The organism is Elusimicrobiota bacterium (assembly GCA_028718185.1).
Classification (GTDB): domain Bacteria; phylum Elusimicrobiota; class UBA8919; order UBA8919; family UBA8919; genus JAQUMH01.
Map to the genome: position 1 here is coordinate 1 of JAQUMH010000009.1, position 19,449 is coordinate 19,449.

At 33.3% G+C, this 19,449-nt stretch carries 18 protein-coding genes; all 18 read right to left on the reverse strand.

Features of this window, described 5'->3' with window-relative positions:
• Positions 1 to 161 precede the first annotated feature (161 nt).
• The 18 genes from PHE88_10140 to PHE88_10225 all read right to left on the reverse strand — a co-directional run bounded on the left by PHE88_10140 (position 162) and on the right by PHE88_10225 (position 19,399).
• Positions 162 to 644, reverse strand: a complete 483-nt coding sequence (locus tag PHE88_10140) for a PTS sugar transporter subunit IIA (GenBank protein MDD5688176.1) — start codon at positions 642 to 644, stop codon at positions 162 to 164.
• A 180-nt stretch (positions 645 to 824) separates the two neighbouring features.
• Positions 825 to 1,187: a response regulator gene (locus PHE88_10145; protein MDD5688177.1), complete on the reverse strand. Its 363-nt coding sequence runs from the start codon at positions 1,185 to 1,187 to the stop codon at positions 825 to 827.
• Between the two features lie 129 nt (positions 1,188 to 1,316).
• Positions 1,317 to 1,949 (reverse strand): tetratricopeptide repeat protein, encoded by a 633-nt coding sequence (locus tag PHE88_10150; GenBank protein MDD5688178.1) that lies wholly within the window; start codon positions 1,947 to 1,949, stop codon positions 1,317 to 1,319.
• A 264-nt stretch (positions 1,950 to 2,213) separates the two neighbouring features.
• On the reverse strand, positions 2,214 to 4,232 hold the full coding sequence (locus tag PHE88_10155) for a PAS domain S-box protein (protein ID MDD5688179.1): 2,019 nt from the start codon (positions 4,230 to 4,232) through the stop codon (positions 2,214 to 2,216).
• A 4-nt stretch (positions 4,233 to 4,236) separates the two neighbouring features.
• On the reverse strand, positions 4,237 to 4,971 hold the full coding sequence (locus PHE88_10160; protein ID MDD5688180.1) for a response regulator: 735 nt from the start codon (positions 4,969 to 4,971) through the stop codon (positions 4,237 to 4,239).
• A gap of 66 nt (positions 4,972 to 5,037) precedes the next feature.
• On the reverse strand, positions 5,038 to 5,640 hold the full coding sequence (coaE, locus tag PHE88_10165) for a dephospho-CoA kinase (GenBank protein MDD5688181.1): 603 nt from the start codon (positions 5,638 to 5,640) through the stop codon (positions 5,038 to 5,040).
• 25 nt (positions 5,641 to 5,665) lie between these two features.
• Entirely contained in the window at positions 5,666 to 6,349 is a 684-nt protein-coding gene (locus tag PHE88_10170; protein MDD5688182.1) for a transposase, read from the reverse strand.
• A gap of 32 nt (positions 6,350 to 6,381) precedes the next feature.
• A complete protein-coding gene (polA, locus tag PHE88_10175; GenBank protein MDD5688183.1) occupies positions 6,382 to 9,045 on the reverse strand; it encodes a DNA polymerase I in 2,664 nt (887 codons plus the stop codon).
• A gap of 102 nt (positions 9,046 to 9,147) precedes the next feature.
• Positions 9,148 to 9,939: a flagellar motor protein MotB gene (locus tag PHE88_10180; GenBank protein MDD5688184.1), complete on the reverse strand. Its 792-nt coding sequence runs from the start codon at positions 9,937 to 9,939 to the stop codon at positions 9,148 to 9,150.
• 97 nt (positions 9,940 to 10,036) lie between these two features.
• Positions 10,037 to 10,690, reverse strand: coding sequence for a flagellar motor protein MotB (locus PHE88_10185; protein MDD5688185.1), 654 nt, complete (start codon positions 10,688 to 10,690; stop codon positions 10,037 to 10,039).
• 130 nt (positions 10,691 to 10,820) lie between these two features.
• Positions 10,821 to 11,582, reverse strand: a complete 762-nt coding sequence (locus tag PHE88_10190; protein MDD5688186.1) for a MotA/TolQ/ExbB proton channel family protein — start codon at positions 11,580 to 11,582, stop codon at positions 10,821 to 10,823.
• A 63-nt stretch (positions 11,583 to 11,645) separates the two neighbouring features.
• Entirely contained in the window at positions 11,646 to 13,295 is a 1,650-nt protein-coding gene (locus PHE88_10195; GenBank protein MDD5688187.1) for a FliG C-terminal domain-containing protein, read from the reverse strand.
• Position 13,296: 1 nt separating this feature from the next.
• Positions 13,297 to 13,446 (reverse strand): hypothetical protein, encoded by a 150-nt coding sequence (locus PHE88_10200; protein MDD5688188.1) that lies wholly within the window; start codon positions 13,444 to 13,446, stop codon positions 13,297 to 13,299.
• A 93-nt stretch (positions 13,447 to 13,539) separates the two neighbouring features.
• Entirely contained in the window at positions 13,540 to 15,441 is a 1,902-nt protein-coding gene (locus tag PHE88_10205; protein MDD5688189.1) for a LysM peptidoglycan-binding domain-containing protein, read from the reverse strand.
• A 139-nt stretch (positions 15,442 to 15,580) separates the two neighbouring features.
• Positions 15,581 to 16,009, reverse strand: coding sequence for a gliding motility-associated C-terminal domain-containing protein (locus PHE88_10210; protein MDD5688190.1), 429 nt, complete (start codon positions 16,007 to 16,009; stop codon positions 15,581 to 15,583).
• A gap of 2 nt (positions 16,010 to 16,011) precedes the next feature.
• Entirely contained in the window at positions 16,012 to 17,481 is a 1,470-nt protein-coding gene (locus PHE88_10215) for an ATP-binding protein (GenBank protein ID MDD5688191.1), read from the reverse strand.
• A gap of 108 nt (positions 17,482 to 17,589) precedes the next feature.
• On the reverse strand, positions 17,590 to 19,182 hold the full coding sequence (locus tag PHE88_10220; GenBank protein MDD5688192.1) for a type IX secretion system membrane protein PorP/SprF: 1,593 nt from the start codon (positions 19,180 to 19,182) through the stop codon (positions 17,590 to 17,592).
• Position 19,183: 1 nt separating this feature from the next.
• Positions 19,184 to 19,399: a hypothetical protein gene (locus tag PHE88_10225; GenBank protein MDD5688193.1), complete on the reverse strand. Its 216-nt coding sequence runs from the start codon at positions 19,397 to 19,399 to the stop codon at positions 19,184 to 19,186.
• Between the last annotated feature and the right edge of the window lie 50 nt (positions 19,400 to 19,449).

Below are 19,449 nucleotides of genomic sequence, written 5' to 3' on the forward strand. Positions count from 1 at the left end.
CCAATATTACCAACCTGTCTTCTCCGTAAAAATCAGGCAAAGTATATTCATCACCTGTAAATTTTACTGCATATTTCTTTCCTCTCTTTGATGATGGCGATGAATCCTGCGACATACTTTCCCCCAACTATAAATAGATTTTTAATTAATAACTTACACTTCTAATCTTTCTGATTTTGGACATTTGTTGCATTCGTTGCATCTTCTATTATTTTTATAATATCTTGTGACGTTTGTGCATCCATTATTAACTGCCTGAATAGTTTGTTTTTTAAAAGACATGAAATTTTAGCAATTGCCTGTAAATGCTCACTTGTTGAATCAGGCGGCGTTACCATTAAAAACACTATATATACCGGTTCTCCGTCTAAAGAATCAAAATCAATACCTGTTTTTGATATTCCTAATGAAGCTACAATTTTAGAAACACTATCACTTTTAGCGTGCGGGATAGCAACACCCTGACCAATCCCGGTAGAACCCGTACTTTCTCTTTTCATGATAGCTTCAATAGTTTTATCAACACTCTTAGTAAGTTTATTTTTTGCCAGGATATTTACAAGTTCCAGAATAACTTCTGCCTTTGTTTTCCCTTTTAATTCAGATAATATACAATCTTTAGATAAAAAATCCATTATTTTCATATTATTAATAACCCTTTTTTAAAATAATTTTCTTCTCACTTTGGAAAAAATAAAAAAAATAAATTCCGTATTAAGCTTATACCAGTTGAATCAAATGAGCGGAACGATACAAAATATCGATAATACAAAGAATCGATGATACAACAAATTAATAATACAAAATATTGATGATACAACAAATCAATATCCTTCTATTTTAGCAATTACTTCTAAAGGATTAAGCGGTTTTTCAAGGCATGTTTTTATACCACAAATATCCATCAAAGAAATGTAATGCTCATCTTTTGCAAAACCACTGATAGCAACTACCGGAATATTTTTATACTTAGGAGAATATTTTAATTCAGTTGCAATTTCAAATCCACTTTTATTTGGCATATTAAGATCTAATAATATAATATCCGGTTTTGCTGTATCTATCATCTCAAAAGCAAAAGCAGCACCATCACTGACTTCTACCTTATAGCCGCTTAAAATCAACACTTCCTTTAGTTCTTCCAAAAACTCCTTATCATCATCTACTATCATTATTTTCTTATTCATAATAACCCTCACTTAGTTCGGAAACACGAATTGTCACGAATTTCATAACATCTCACGAATAAGTCATCACAAATACTCTAATTTATTCGCGTACATTCGCATGTATCATTGAAACTCTGATACTAAAAATTATTTCGGCGAGGATTTTACTACAACATCTTGCAAATATATATAACCGTTATTTTTTGCTTTTTCAAAATCGTTTTTTGCTTCAACATATTGTCCTTTTTTATAATATGTAATTCCACGATTATGATAAGCATTTGCATAATTAGGTTTTAATGAAATGGCATTATTGTAATCTATAATAGCTTCACTATATAAACCAATATCATCATAAGCAACACCTCTATTGTTATATGCTCCTGAAAAATTAGGATTCAATTCAATTGCCTTGTTATAATCACTTATTGCTTCATTACACATCTTTTTGCGATAATATATATTTCCCCGCATAGCATACGCATCAGCATATTTTGGATTTAACATAATTACTGTAGTATAATCGTTTATGGCATCATTAAGTGAAGATAAAGAAGCAAATGCTAAACCACGATTATAATATACCTTTACCTTGTTTTCTATTCCAAAAGAATCCTCCCACTTATTAATCGCCTGTGTATAACACTCTATTTGACTTTTACTATCTACAGAATTAAGTCCTTTTTCAAACCAATAATTAAAATTTTTACTTTTAGAACTTGGAAAAGCAAAATTAAGTGTTAATGCTAATCCAACAAAAAAAATACCAAATGTACTCATTTCTTTCATCCCCTTAACAACCCGCCACAAAATGTTGACAAATTACAATTCATACATACTGAATTAACTTTTTATAATTTTGATTCTTTAGATGCAACCTTGAAAAAAAGCTCTTTTCAGTAATTATACCTAATTCAAAAAAACCTGTCAAGTGGCAAATTCCACTTTTTTCTGACTTTATTCCACCATGAAAATAAACGAGTTTTATTAGATTTCGGCGAGAATAACCCAACCTTTCTAAAGAACTTTTCAGAAATAGCAGGATTAATTCTTTTTTTTGACTGGTATTTTTAAAGTAAGAACTGTTCCTTTACCTTTTGTACTCTGAATTTTTATTTCACCATTATGAAGATTAACTAATTCATTACATATTGTAAGTCCCAGTCCCGTTCCTTTGGGCTTTTTAGTAAAAAATGGGTCAAATACTTTTTCAATATCTTTCTCATCTATACCTACACCATTATCACTGATAGTTAAAACGATAAACTCCTTTTTGACAAGCCTGGCAGCTACTTCTATTTTTCCTTTTTTATCTACGACAGATTGATATGCATTACTTAAAATATTATTTAATATTTCTGATATCTGATAAGAATCTGCATCAATATATTTTAATTTAAGAGATTTAAACTTTTCAACGACCGTAACATTTTGTTTACAAAATATTTTTTTCGTAAAAGAAATACTTTCTTTTAATATATCATAAATCCGAACTTTCCCATAATTCGGAATTTTCAATTTTGAATAATTTAAAAGATTGTTTATTATCTGTTCAGACTCCATTAATTTCTTTTCTACATTGACAATGTGACTCTCCAGCGATTTATTAGTATTTTTTTTACTCATATTATAAATCGCTAATCTGATAACTCCCAAAGGATTACGCAGTTCATGTGCAACCGTTGCCGCAAGTGTACCTATATCAGAAAGACGTTTTACCTCAGTTAATTTCTTTTTAATTTTTACCAGCTCTCCAACTCTTTTATTGGCAATATATTCAATTTTTTCTTTATCATTTTTTAATATTTGCTCTATTTTCTTACGTTCAGTAATATCGGTTATTATCCCGAGAACAGCATTTCCTTCTTCATATTTTATTATTTTTGTTGCAATTATTACCGGGATTATTTTTCCCTTTTTAGTAAAAATCTGATATTCATACGTACCGACTTCTTTGCCATTCAGATGATTATTATAAGATTTCATTACAAATTCTTTTGATTCCGGCGCGATTAAAGTCAGAAAATCAAAATCCGGAGAAGTCAACTCATCTTTTTTATATCCAATAATCTCTTCACATCTTTTGTTTGCATATACCACTTTACCCTGCTTGTTGATAAAAATCATATTAGGTGAATATTCAGCAATAGTTCTGAATTTCTGTTCACTTTCCAATAATGATACTTCTACATACCTTCGACTTTCTTCTATTCCAATTGCAAGCGCAACAATTTCTAAAAGTTTCTTTTCGTTTTCGGTAGGAATAACATCTCGCTGACAAACAATACATAATGAACCAACAGATTTTTTATTAAATTTTACCGCTATACCAATATATGTCTGCAGCTTATATCGGATAACATTTGGATCAGTTTTAGCATAGTGGGTTTCAGGCAGATTGCGTATAACGAAAACATCATTCGCGACATTTTTAATTACATCATAGCAAATATGTCCGTCCGGCTTGTCAACGGGATTAAAATCCGGCGGTGTATGCCATTGACCTAATGAACGAAGCACTCCTTTATCTAAACGATTATAAAGTGCACAATCAGCATTAAAAAGTTTTCCAACATAACTAATAAGACGATTAATGTTATCTAAAGGATTTGACGAAAAACCAAGAAAACATTCATTCAATTCTATTAATCGTTCTTCAGCTTGTTTGGGTTTAGTAATATCAATAGATACTCCATGATAACCCAACAAAGCACCTTTTTCATCTAAAACCGGCATACCAGCTGTTTTTAAAACAATTATATTACCATTTTTGCTTAAATTATAATTAACAAAATCAATATAAGATTCCCGATTATTATAAATTTTAAATAAGTATTCTTTTAATTCTTTTTTTCTATCGGCCACGAAAAAATCGTAAAAATATTTTTTACCAACAATCTCTTCAGGCTTAAAACCAAATATTCTTTCAACTGCAGGACTTGAATAAACATATAAACCATTAACATCTGTTTCCCAAATCCACATATTAATTAATTCGGCAATCTGCTTAATACTTTCATCAGTTTTTGTAAATTTATTTTCTAATTCTTTTCGAATAATCATATTTTTAAATCCCGGTCCCTTTTTTTACTATTTTATATTTTTTTCTATATTCTGTGGGAGTACAGTTAGTAAATCTTTTGAACTGCCTTATAAAGGATTCTGCATTTTCATAGCATAATTTATATGCAATCTGGTTTACATTATAATCATTTTTAAACAAATATTTCTTCGCTTTTTCTACTTTTTTTCTTATTTTATACTGGCTAAAACTTTTCCCGGTATTCTCTTTAAATATCCTGCTTAAATACTTGGGACTTAAACAAATCATATCTGCTGCATCATTTAAGCATATTTTTTTACAACAGTTCCTTTCAATAAAACGTTTTACTTTCGCAATCTTATCTTTTACGCTAATAATCTCTATGTCTTCAGCATTTTTTTTAATTTCTAACACTTTCTCAACAGTTTCTTTTACTTTGTTTATATCTAACGGTTTCTCTAAAAAATCATCTGCCCGTCCTTTTAACGCTTCAATTACTACATCTTTTGAACTATAACCGGTTAAAATAATAATACCCAAAGCAGCATCTATTTTCTTAATTTCCCTTAAAACTTCTAAACCATTTAAACCAGGCATCATTACATCTAAAATAACCAGGTCTACTTCGTTTGGTTTTCTAAGTATTTTTAAAGCATCTTCGCCATTACCGACATCTACTACTTCATATTCTTCAAGGTAATCCTTAAGTTCTTTCCTGAACTCCGTATCATCATCCACAATTAATATTTTCTCTGTCATAACCCTCACTTCGTTCGGGAACGCGAATTAGTGCGAATCTAAGGCATATTATCGCGAATTATTCGTTTATATCGGACTAAACCCTAATTTAAATAGTTCGTCTTTTAACCTTTTAACTTGTTTTTTTGTTTTTAACATCTCTTTTGAATTATCTATTATATAATCAGCCATTTTTGCTTTCTCAATAAGAACTATCTGTGAATTAACTCTTCTTAAAGACTCCTTCTTGGAAATATTATCACGTTTAGATAATCTTTCAATCTGCTGGCTTTTTTTACAATAAACAACAATAATTTTATCAAACATATTCTGGATCTTTGCTTCATATAAAAGAGGCACATCAACAACAATTGAAGATTGAAGATTGAAGATTGAAGATTGAAAATTAAGTTCTTTAAGTATTTTTGGATGCATGATTTTTTCCAGTTGTCTTCTTTTCCTGCTATTAGAAAAGATTATATTTGCGATTTCTTTTCTGTTTAACGTCCCAAAAAGTTTTTTTATCTTTACCTGGACATCTGTATAGTAATATACTTTTTTAGCAATATCGTCGCAGGAAATAGTTTTTATGCCTAACTTTTTAAAGTAATTTAAAACTAACGTCTTTCCGGATGCAATTCCACCCGTGAGTCCTATCACTCTTGTTTTATAATTAATTTTATTTATCATTTTGCGATTGGGGACGGTCCTCAATTCAACCGTTATTATTTCTTATTTTTTGCCCAGGCTTCCAACCTTTACCTGTAAGTCCAACAAATTTAAGTTTATCTCCATAATCTTTACTTCCATAATAACCGTTCCTAAAATTTCTTTTTATATCCCTTTTTTCCCTTAATCCATCCTTTATAAACTCTATATATAATTTTTGACGATTAAAAATATTTTCCGATAAACCAATGTATTCTGGTGATCGCTGTACTAAAACATTACTTTTTGTAAAAGCATAAAACATATAACTACTCCATTTATACTCTTTGGCATCTTTTACCAACCCAGCCCGAATTGGATTTAGTTCAATATATCTACCGCATTCAAGAAGATATATTCCATTTTCAACAACAAAACTTCTGAATCTATCTTGCCACAAATGCCCGCAACCACCATACTTTTTTCTGAAATACTGTACATAAGATTGGTTCAGATATTTTACACCATCACTTAGATTTCCGTGTTCGCTATTAAAAATAATTAAATGGTAATGATTATTCATTAAAACATAATGATGGACTTTCCATTTAAATTTTTCAATACATTTCTCTACGATTCTTAGAAAAAATTCATAATCTTCATCTTCAATAAATACTTTTTGCCTGTTGTTACCTCTTGACACTATGTGAAAATATGAATTAGAAGGATTAAATCTTGCTAATCTTCCCATTTTTATCCTCCTTTAAGGACCGTCCCCAATTGTTAATTTTTAAGTTCTTTTAAATCAGCCCAGTTTTTACCTACTTTTGCATCAACAATAACAGGGATATCCAGTTTTACGGCATTTTCCATCTCTGATTTTATAACGGGCAAATATTGTTGCAGTAATCCTTCAGTAATTTCAAATAACAAATCATCGTGCACCTGCAACAACATTTTGCATTTATCCAGCAAATTCTGTTTTTTTAATTTTTCATATATTTTTATCATTGCAACCTTTATTATATCTGCCGACGTTCCTTGTATAGGTGTATTTACAGCAGTCCTTTCAGCAAAACCACGAATCTGCTGGTTCTGACTCTTTATTTCCGGTAAATATCTTATTCTGCCTAAAAGCGTTGATACAAAACCTGTCTCTTTAGCTTTAGCAATTGTTTCTGAAATCCATTTTTTCACACCTTTGTATTTTTCAAAATACTGGTCAATGTAAGTCTGTGCTTCTCGCGGTGAGATATCAAGTTGTTGTGACAACCCATACGCTTGTTGTCCATAAACAATACCAAAATTTATTCCCTTAGCCCGATTTCTCATTTCTTTTGTAATTTCTTCTTTTTTCAATCCAAAAACTTCAGCAGCAGTAGCTGTATGAATATCCTCTCCCTGTCTAAACGCATTACACAGTGTTATATCTTTGGTTACATGTGCTAATACTCTCAAATCAATCTGTGAATAATCAAAAGATGCAAATATGAATTTCTTATCAGTAATAAATCCGCGCCTTATTCCTTTTCCCAATTCCGTTTTCACCGGAATATTCTGCAGATTAGGCTCTGAAGACGATAATCGCCCTGTCAAAGTAACAGTTTGATTAAAAGACGTATGCAACCGTTTTGTTTCGGGATTTATTTTTTCTATAAGAGCATCTACAAAAGTTGACTTGAGCTTTGATATTTCGCGATAATTTAATAAAACTTTCGGAAGTTCGTTTGTCTGAGCAAGAGTCAGCAAAACTTCCTCGTCGGTAGAATAACCTGTTTTAGTCTTCCGGACAGGATTTAATCCAAGCTTATCAAAAAGTATATATGCTAATTGTTTGGGAGAGTTTATTTTAAATTCTTCTCCCGCAAGAGAATAAATTACTTTTTCATATTCTTTAAGTTTATCGGAAAATTCCAAAGATAATTTTTTAAAATATTCTTCATCCATCAGAATCCCGCTCTTTTCCATCATATATAAGATATTAACCAAAGGCATTTCGATATCCCAAAAAAGCGGGAGCAATTTTTTGCCGGCAAGTTTTTCTTCAAGTACTTGTTTTGATTGCATAATAAAATCAGAACTTTCACAAAATATATTTTTCGCTTCATCAATCTCAATGTTCTCCACATTATCCTTAAAAGTATTTTTTTCTTTCTCGCCGGGGTTACGAAGAACTATTCCAAGTTGTTCTATAAAAACATCTTCTGACGAATTGTTTTTCTGAGACGGGTTTAAAACATATGATGCAATAGATGTATCAAAATATTTATCAGAAACAAAAATATTTAATTTTTCAAGTACTTCAATCTGAGATTTCAAATTATGGGTAATTTTTACAATACCGCTGTTTTCGAAGAATGATTTTAGGTAGTTCTTAACGATTTCTATCGGCAGTTGATTGCAAGACGTAAGTGTTCTATGCCCGATAGGTATGTAGAATCCTTCTTCCTTTTTAGCAGATATAGCTAACCCAACCACTAACTTATCAGTGGTTAAAGCAAAATTAAATGAGAACTCATTTTTTGTATTTAGATAACCGGCTAATTTTTTAAGTTCCTCTTCTGTTAAAATTGTTTCATATTTAATTTCTCTGGCAGATGTCCCCTCCTTAACAAGTAACTTTATAAGAGAATAAAATTCCAACCGCTTTAATATATTAAGAAGTCTTGAATTATCAGGACTTTGTGGTTTTAATTTTTCAAAATCAATATTTATCGGTATGTCTTTTACCAGCGTTGCAAGTCTTTTAGAAAGTATCGCCGATTCCGAGTGTTTTTTAACAAGCAATCCCAACTTTCCGTCAATTTGACTACAATTTTTTATAATATTTTCAATATTCCCGCATTGTTTTATAAGTTTTATTGCCGTTTTCTCGCCTATCCCGGGTACTCCGGGTATATTATCAGAAGAATCACCTGCTAAAGCCAAAAAATCCGTTATATTATCCGGCATAATATCCCAACCTTTAATAACCTCTTCTTTATCATAAAGAATATTTTTCGGTTCATTTAGAACCTTTATATTTTTATTGACAAGCTGAAGAGCATCTTTATCACCGGTAACAATCACTACTTCTAATCCATTGTTTTCTGCTTTTTGTGAAATGGTTGCAATCAGGTCGTCAGCTTCGAAACCTTCTTTTTCGTAAATTGTAATATTTAATGCAGATATAATCTCTTTTATGAACGGAAACTGGTTTTTAAGTTCCAAGTCGGTTTCTTTTCTGTTTAATTTATACTCTGAAAACTCTTTATGCCTGAATGTCGGGGCAGGATAATCCATACATACTGCAAGGTAATCCGGATTGTGTTCTTTTAGTATTTTAAGCAACATCCGGGTAAAACCATAAACAGCATTTACTGATTCACCTTTAGAAGTTGTAAGATTTTTTATAGCGTGGTATGCCCTGTGAATATAAGCATTTCCGTCGATAAGATAAAGAGTCATATCCTCACTTCGTTCGGAAGCACGAATTGTCACGAATTTTATAACATCTCACGAATAAGTCATCACAAATACTCGGGTTTATTCGCGACTTTCTTATTCGCGTCAATTCGCGCGTGCCGGATTGTATGGTACTAATATTTCTGTTCCTTTCGGGATATTTCCGTTAGTGTCTATTTTTTCTTTATTTAATTCGCGAATTTGCTGTGAATAAGTCTCGTTTCCAAAAAATCTTTTTGATATTTCAGAAATATTTTCAACATCAACGGTTTTATAGTAAATAAATCTTTCGGTCTCTTTCATATTTGTTCTTACTATTGTCATTTCTATTCTTCTGTTTTTTGCACGACCTTCTTCAGTATCATTTCCCGCTACCGGATGAAATTCACCATAACCGCGAATTTGAAATCGTTTAGGGTCAATACCACTTTTTATAAGTTCATTTGCAACACTCCATCCTCTTTCTGCAGAAAGATACCAGTTGTCTTTATATTTACCTCTATTCAGCGGTACTGCATCTGCGTGCCCTGATACAATAATAGTACCGGTATTATCATTTATAAACTTGTTAACCTCCGCAAGAACTTCTGTAAATCCGGACTTTAATTCTGCACTCCCTGCTTTGAATATTATATCCTGCTGTAATGTTACATTTATCTTTTCAGCAGAAACAGTAACAGCTCCATATTTCTCAAGGTTTTTTACAAGTATTTTCTGTTCATCTTCCTTTTCTATAACAGTTTTCGGCTTAATTGAAGAAAGCGCAAAAAGCATAAGAAAAAATATCATCAGATTGGTCATAAGATCGCCATATGACACTATCCAAAGATTAGGATCTACTTCTGCTGATTCACCGTATCTTCTTCCAAAAAGGATTGATTTAGATTTTCTTGCCATATAATCCTCTGATTATTAAGCACCTTAAGATGGTGCAACTACCAGATTCCATGTCAAGCATGGAATGACAACATCACATGTTGTTTCAAAAAATCAACTATTTTTCCCAATAAACAATGTTGATTTCTATTCTCCTGTTTAATTGCCTGTGTTCTTCAGTATCATTTGGATAAAGCGGTTGATGTTCACCATATCCCGCAAGAACCAATCGTTTCGGATCTATACCTTTATTTTGTAAAAATATTACTACGCTTCTTGCTCTATCTATAGATAATTCCCAATTTGACGAATATCTTTTTGTTATAGGTGTATTGTCTGTATGTCCTTCAACGATAACAGTATATGGTACATCATTTAGCCAACTTGCAAGTTCTGATAGTGTTTCTGTTGCAGATGATTTCAAATCCGCTTTCCCTGAATCAAAAAAAATCGGCGCATTGAAAACTATCCGTATACCTTCCAAATCAGATTTCGGTTTTGTTACCGCTCTGAAGTTTTCCGGTACATTTTCTTCTTTTACTTCATACTTTGGTTCTTCTTTTACTGCTTCTACTTTTTGTTTTGTTATTCTTTCCTGAATCGATTTTGTAGCTTCTGTATATGTTTCAAATGAAGATTGTGATAGTCCCCAAAGCATAAGAAAAAACAGCATAAGGTTTGTCATAAGGTCGGAGTAGATAATCAACCATATAGATGAAGAACTCTGATCGCTATCATCTCCAAAATCTCTTATTTGAAATATTTTTCGCATATAAAGTTAATTTTTGAGATTGCTTCACCTTCGGACTGCCTACCGCCAGGCAGGTTCGCAATGACACTCTCTTTAGTCATTGCGAGGGATTCACGATGCTTGGGATAATGAAGCAATCTATTTGCGAATTTTATTTTTTTCTCATTCTATACGCAAGATATGCTTCCAATTTTCTTCTTAAAATTAAAGGTATGTCGCCGGATTGAATGGAAAGAATCCCTTCAATCATAACCTCTTTTACGAGAATTTCGGCTTCGGAAAGTGCATTAAGTTTCGATGCAATCGGTAAGAAAATAAAATTAGTGGAAAATATTCCATAAAATGTCGCTGTTACTGCAATAGCCATTGAAGCACCCATTGTTTTCGGGTCAGCAAGATTTTTCAATACCTGAATAACTCCGATAAGGGTTCCTAAAAGTCCAAATATAGGTGCATATGCCCCCATAGTCCTAAAAACAGAAGAGTTTGCACTGTGTCTCCTGCGAACAAAAACGATTTCTGTTTCAAGATTATCTCTGATTAAATCAGGCGAGAGCCCGTCAATTAACAGATGGAAACCTTCTTTTAAAAATCTATCGTCCATTTTTAAAATATCATCCTGCAATGAATCAATACCAGTTCGTTTTGATTTTTCACAAAGAGTTATCAATGTATTTATTACTACTTCCGGACGCTGTTTAGTCTTATAAGAAAAAATAGTAAAAAATGAAGCTCTTATCGAACTTTTTAACTGTGCATATGGAACTGAAATGAGTGTTGAAGCAAAAGTACCTCCAAAAACAAGTATAGCAGCATACTTATCAAAAATTATATTCATAATCCCACCATGCTGCATCACTATATAAACAGTTCCAACTCCCATAGCCAGACCAAGTAATGTTAAAATATCCATAGTAATTAACCAATCAAAGATTTAAGATTCTTACTTCTTTAATCTTCCAATCTTCAATTGTCTCTAACCTCCTCGCTCTTTTTTTAATCGTTCTTTTATTCTTGCAAGCCGTTCATCTCTGGTTTCAGTTTTCATATCATCCGCATCTGATTTAGTTTCCGGTTCTAACTCATGTTTTGCTACATTTGAAACATTTTCTTCTATTATTTCGGTCTTTACAATCGTAATTCTTCCTTCATCTCTAAGTTTTCGCATTGTCATTATAATCTTTCTCTCTTCTTCATCAATCTTAACCGGAGAAACCATTTGATTAAGGTCTATTTCCTGCTTTAACATTTCAGCAGCTCCGGAAGGCAGCATTTTCAGGATTTTCTCACGGGTAACATCTTTTGCTGCTTTCAGCCCTATTGCCCATGACGGAAGCGGAATCTCTCTGAAAACCGTTCTTAATTCTGTAGGGTCAATAAAATATAAATCATTTATATCAAGAAGCTGTGATTTAACATGTGCCGCTAATTCGGGATTTGATAACGTAAGAGAAGATAAAATATTCTCACGGGTTTTTTTATCTGATCTTTCACATAATTCTATAACCTGAGCAGTACCGCCTATTAAATAGTCAATTTTCTTTTTAAGCTCTAATTCCATCATTTCCACATCATCAGGCTCAAGTTGTTTTACATTTACAAGTTCCATTGCAACCCTTGCCTGTATTTCCGGAGCTAATTGCGACATAACAAAAGACGCCCAATCTCTTCTTAAATAACTTAAAACGAGAGCAATCCTATCCGGTGTTTCATCTTTTAAAAGATAAGCAAGATTTTTTATATTTCCTTCACTTATGAACGGAAAAAGACTGGGTCTTACTGACTTACTGTCATCAAGCGACATTATCAAGTTACCACTCATACCACCACCACCGCCGGAAGATTGCTGTTGTGGTTGCCGGTTTACCATATTTTCCGGCATCTGAAGTTGTGTCGGCGGCGGTTTTACAGCGAGCGTCCTTAAAAGATGCTTAAAAAATATATTGAGCGGACCAAATAAGAAAAAAGCAAAAAGCATAATTCCCATAAACCAAATCATTGATTGTAAATTCAAAAAAGCCTGCCACCAATATGTTTGCTTTTTATAAAATTCAGTTTTTTCAACTAATAACGTATCACCTCTATCAACGTTGATATCAACAAGCCCTGTTATTACTTTTTTAGCTTCTGAAACAATACCTTCCGGAACATTTTTATCAAATTTAATTATAATTGTTATTTTTTTTATAAATTGCCTTAAAACATCGGATTCTCTGTTAGCAGAAGGCATTATTACCTGAACAGGAGATTGTTGTATGTTTTCCTGTTCTCCAAGATTTTTCTTTGTCGGGACACCCGGCAGAATATAATCCTTAGTTGTTTTCCTGGGTTCCTGAACCTGCAGTTGTTCTATCTGCATTTGCTCTCCTGCTTTTAAATTACCTGCTTGTTCAACAATCGGTTCTATATTAACTATAACGATGAAATCCTGAGAACTTAAAAGTTTTGAAAGTGCTTCTGTTATTCTTTTTTCAATATTTGTCTCTAATGTGAGTTTTTCACGGTCAATATTATTATCTACTCCGTGACTAAAATCATGAATCATGAAGCATGAAGCAAGAAGCAAAAAAATAATCGCGGATATTTTCCAATTTCTATTTTTTTGCTTAAGTAAGATATTTATCATTTTATTTTAATACCCGCCCTTTGGCGTATTTTATTAGGGCACCGCAAGGCGGTGCGGCTACATAATTACGGAAGCAGTGTGGAACCGTAGGTCCCGCATATTTGTTGTGCGGGACTCTGCCGCTACATACTTGACTTTCGACATTGGACATCGGACTTCGCCCTCCACTGAATCTTTGGCGGGCAGGGACTTCAGACGCCTTTGCCACACTCAATTTTACTTTTTTAACCGCTTTTTGTCAACTCTATGGAATTACCAATTCCTGACCGACAACGAGAGACCAGCGATTAGGGAGTTTATCTTTATTTGCTTCGTATATTTTACCCCAACTTGTTTTATTCCCGTAGAATTTCACTGAAAGACTTTGAGGAGAATCTCCTCTCAGAACAACATATTTCCTAATCAACGGTTTCTCTCCCAACTTTTCTACTTTTGGAACTGTTGCTTCCCCTGCAAGAAATTCCGATATTTGTTTATTATTAGGTTCTAATTTTAATCCTATTTTCCACACTGATTTAGCTTTTTCAACACTGCCGATTGCCCAATAAGCAGAACCAAGCCGCATTAAAGCTAAAACATTGTCTTCCTCTAAATCTAAAACGGTGTTACATTCTGAAATAGCCTGGACATATTTGCCTTCATAAATATTTTCAAGTGCCTTCTGAAGTTTCATACCAACAAGATTTAGACCGGGAATTGACTCTTCTTTAGATGCAACATCAGGGAATTCCTTAGATATCAAATCATACAATTGCTGTAATGCCAAATCATCCGGTAATAATTCAGTGGCGTATTTTATCGCATTAAAAGAAAGAGTAGGATTATTCTCTATATATGCAGTTATCCCTTTTCTAATAATACGAGATGCTTTTTCCATGTCGGTTTTTTCAGAAAGAACAGAAGCTATTGACTTTATTTTCTTCTTAATCATTTTTGCACCCTGATGTTCAGGGTTTAACTCAAGTACTCTTGTTATATTTTCATCTGCACTTGAATACAATCCTTTCCTATAAGCTTCCTGGACATTTTTCATCATAAGTTCAGCAGCACGTTTATTCTCTTCGGTAACTATATTTTTAGGTAATTCCTCTTCCACGTTTTCCTCTTCTGCCACTTCCCCGGGAAACTCAGGTTTTAGTTGTTTAACATTAGGTAATGGACCAAACATAAAAGAAACAGATATTTTATGGCTTCCATATGTATTATTTATCCCTACAAGAGGAAAGATAAATGCATAATCAACTTTATATTTTGCCTGATTTATACCTAACCCGACACTCAATCTTCGTAAGTCCCTGCTGCCGAAAGTCAAGGCACCTCTTAACGCAAGAAGTCTTTCTGAAAAATACTTTTCAAATCCTGCAATAAAATCTGTATCACTTGCTTTTGACAATACTTCGAGCGATAAACTTGCTGTCTTCGGTATATAGGCAAAACCTAACCTGACGGTTTTTTCAACTTTATCACTTTCCTGCAAACCAATATCGGGTGAATTAAAGTTTTGAATAGCCAGTCCAAGATTGTATTTTGATGCCGGTCTGTAAAAAATCCCAAAATCTGCTGAAAGTTTTGATTTGCTTTTCCCTTGCGAAAAAACAGGGTCAGGTCCTGAAAGTGATGTTCCATCATCACTAATAGCATTTTCTGTATAGTCGTCAGCACCAAATTTATGGGAAAGTGACTTCATAGTCAAGCCAATCCCCAATTTTGGTTTTATCCTAATTCCATATGAAAATAATATCATTTTCTCGGAGTATAAACTTGAAAGTGAAATTGTTCTAATTCCCATACCGACAGTTCCATATTCTCCAAATGGATTTATGTATGATATAACCGAATCCGAAATATTCGAGTTATCTGTAAGTCCATAATAAAGCCTGCCAAATGATGCACTAAATTCATTGTTTTTTATAAGATAAAGTCCTGCAGGATTATAAAATATAGCATTAGAATCATCAGAAATAGCCGTAAAAGCACCTCCCATAGATGCAGGTCTTATCCCGGGAGCAATGTCGTCGAAAGCAGCGAAAACATAATTGAAGATTGAAGATTGAAGATTAAAGATTAAAAGTAAGAACAGAGCTATCCTTTGCCACTTTTTAATGGCTTTTAAAGAATTTAATATATGGCTAAAATTTTTGTTCATATTTTTTTAATCTTTCAATTTCTTATTATTAGGCAGACCAAGGTCTGCCACTACATAGTTACTGAAGCAGAGCTTTGCTCTGCGGCTACTATCAATCCTTTTAATCCTGAATCTTTAATCTTAAATCTTTTAATCGTAGTTACTTTGCCACTACTACTGTTCCGTTAAATACTTTACCTTCTGCTTCTATTTGGTAAATATATATTCCGGACGGAACAACTTTACCGCTGCTGTCTTTACCATTCCATATCATTTTAGGGTTATCACCTTCACTGTCAACAGAAAGCATATTTGCAACAAAAGAACCATTAAGTGTTAATATCTTTCCATCTACTTGTGAAGAATAATCTGTCTCATATGGAACAATAAAAATATCATTTTTATGGTCACCATTAGGAGTAATAATTTTAGGTTTTGTTTCACCAAGCTGGAAACCTTGAGCATAGAGACTGTCCGATGTCCAAAGTCCGAAGTCCGAAGTCAATAATATGACAAAAATAATAAATATAAGCCATCGACATCGGACATTGGACATTGGACATTGGACATTTTTTTTATAATTTATCATATCTATCCTCCGGTCGGCAATTTTATTGTAAATGTTGCGCCTTTTCTTTCACCTTCGCTTGAAATTAATATTTTCCCCTTATGTCTTTGTACTATTCCAAAAGATATTGCCAACCCAAGTCCTGTACCTTTACCCGGGTCTTTCGTTGTAAAAAACGGTGTAAATATTTTTGTCAGATTTTCTTTGGTAATTCCCGTGCCCATATCAACAAAAGTCACATTAACATATGTTGGTAATACCATTGCATCACGACTGGTTGTTACTGTAAGCACCCCTCCGTGAGGCATTGCCTGTATTGCATTTGTAATAATATTTAAAAACACCTGCTGAATATGCGGGGTAGATATGGCGACCTTGGGCATATTTTTACCGTAATTTTTAACAATATTTATTTTTGACGCTGTTAAATCAGACGATGAAATTCCCAAACAAGTATCAATCACTTCAGTAATACTAACTTGTTCAAAATGATAATCCTTTTGCCTGGAAAAATCCAGAAGATCTTTTGTTATTTTCCTGCACCGCTCTGCCGCTCTAGCTATTTTCTCAATTGTATCTCTTAACGGATCTGTAGGTGAAAGTTTCTCGAGAATTCTTTGTGACTGTCCTAAAACACCCGTAAGAGGATTATTGAGCTCGTGAGCAATACCTCCTGCAAGCCTACCAAGAGATGCCATTCTATCCATCTGTATTATTTGAGTTTCCGATTTTTTTAAATTCTGTGCCATTTTATTAAATACTTTCGCAAGCAAAGTAAGCTCGTCATTGCCTGAAAGCTTAACCTCATAACTAAAATCACCATTACCTATCCTTTCTGCACCTTCCCGCAACCTGGAAAGCGGACTTGAAATGGAACGGAATAACATTATTGAAAGGATTATTGCAAGAACAACCGCCATAACAGACAAACCTGATGATATTAAAAAGTTTATTTGTTCAATTTCCAGTGACCTTTTTTCAGCAACTTTAAAATCAGATGCCTTTTCTTCGTAAATATCTTTAATGTTTTTTCTGGTTTTATTTAAATAGGGAATAATGTCCTCATCAACCGCAGAAATTGCTTTCCCTTTTTTACCACTTGCGTAAATAGCTATAATATTTTTATACTTTGCTACCAAAGTATCGCACAAATTAGCAATTTCCACATATTCGTTATACTCATTTTTACTTATTTTATAATTTTTTAACTGAGCTAAATAACTATCGTTTTTTTCTTTTAGCATTTGTGAGAATTCATAAAACCTGCTCTCCTCGGATTCCTCGCCTAATACAAAATAAAAATCACAAGCAGATACAGATTTATCAAGATAATACTGTATCTCCCTGATGCCTGCCATAAGCGAATAACTCTGAGCTGACTGCATAAGATAATATCTCAGTATTTTTCCCCGCATAGAAAGAACCACTGCTATAAACACTACTATGATAAGCATTGATGCAAACGAAATAATTAACCGGTTTTTTATGGTCATGGGGTTTAGTCCTTAGTAGCTACATTTAGCACCGCAAGGCGGTGCATCTACACTATAAGGCTTGCCAAGGGCAAGCCGCTACATAAAAGAAACTACTTCAACTATGGATTATTTAATCGTGCTTAACTCTTTTTCGGCTTCTGAAATATTTACTCCTTTGCCTTTATATTTTTCAATTATCTTCAAAAGAAGTATTTTCTTTTCCTGTTCTGTAGCACCTCTTTCTTTAAGCCGTCTGTAATAATCAAATGAAGAATCGTAATCACTCTTCGCCTGCATCTGTATTTTTATTACTGTTTCCTTTTCTTTATAAGCATCTGATATGTCTATACTTCTATTTTCGTATTTTTTTATGACTTTGTCAAGCAATAAAAGTCTTTCAGGCACTTCAGCATCCTGTGCGACTCTCTTTTGATAATAAAGCATTGCATCTTTATACGATTTTTCTAACTCATCTTTTTTCTTAATTTTCTCTATTTCCAAATCCTGTGTAGTATTTGTTTTTTGCAGTTTCCTGGATTCTTCTTCTACTTTTGCAGCTTCTTTAAGTTTGGTTTCCATTTCCAGTTTTATTTTTTCAGCTTCTTTCTGGAACTTTTCTGCATCAAAAAGCGCCTTTTTCGCTTCCAACTCAGCCTTAACTTTCGCTGCTTTTTCTTCGCGTAAATTCTGTTCATCTTTTGTCAATCGTAGTCTGCCAAATTTTATATTAAGCGCAATCTTATGAGTACCAAGTGTATCTTTTATACCTGAAAGCTGCCATAACAACGCATAATCAAACGAAAAATTATCAAATTTTACTGTTAATCCGCCTGTTATGTTATTCCATCTGCGACTTCCAAGCGACAAACCGCCTCTTAACCCGATATTTTTTTCTGCAAACCATTTTTCTCCGCCTAAAAGAACATTCAAATCACTGCCTTTGCTAACCGTTTCAAGTGAAAGTAGATAACTAAGTTTATTATATGCTGCACCTATCCGATAAACTGAAGGAATCTTATCTTCACCTGAAAGACCAATATCAGGTTTTGTAATATTTTGTGCAGAAAACCCGAAAGAAAGACTGCTTGAATGTAAATATAGAATACCGAAATCGCCGCTGAAAGCAGATGATTTTTTACCTTTATCAAACACAGGGTCACCCGAAATTCCTTCAATGTCAAGCCGTGTATTACCATTAGCATCAATTGCAGTTCTCGTGTAATCATCACTTCCAAATTTTCTTGAAAGATTCTTAACTGAAATTCCTGTTGAAAGATACTTTGTAACAGGATACGCATATGACAATGCAACTGCAGTTTCATCATATAAATTAGATAATGTAAGGTTATACCACGAGAATCCCGGTGTACCATATTTTCCAAGTGGTTGTACATAACCCAAGAAAGATGAACCTATAGAAGAATTATCGTCAAGCCCCATGAAAAGCCGTCCATAATTTGAAGTAAATTCTGCTTTTTTCAAAAGTGTCATTCCGGCAGGATTATAGAAAAGAGCATTAGCATCATTGGCAACAGCAGTAAAGGCACCTGACATACCCTGCGGTCTCGCGCCAATGTTCAGTTCATCAAAAGCGGCAAAGAGACAGGAAGTAGGAAGTAGGAAGCAGGAAGTGAAAACAAAAATCAGGGACAGAAGTATCCTATGCCAATTTTTGATGGCTTTTAATGAATTCAATATATGGTTAAGAGTTCTGTTCATATTAGTTTCCTATCATAAATACTAATTTTAATAACTGGGCGGACAAGCAGAAATATCTTCCCCCGAAGAAAACTTCCGTGCCCGCCCAGTAATTCATATCCGGACTGGCAGGTATCATCTGTTCTTCCCCCGAAGAATTTGAGGACATCCATGCCAGCCCAGAAAAACTGTAATTGTTATTTATATTCAGTAAATAGTTATTAATTTTGTTTTTCATTTTATTCACCAATTCTCAACCTTTTAATCTTTTTAAGCTTTCAATTGTTA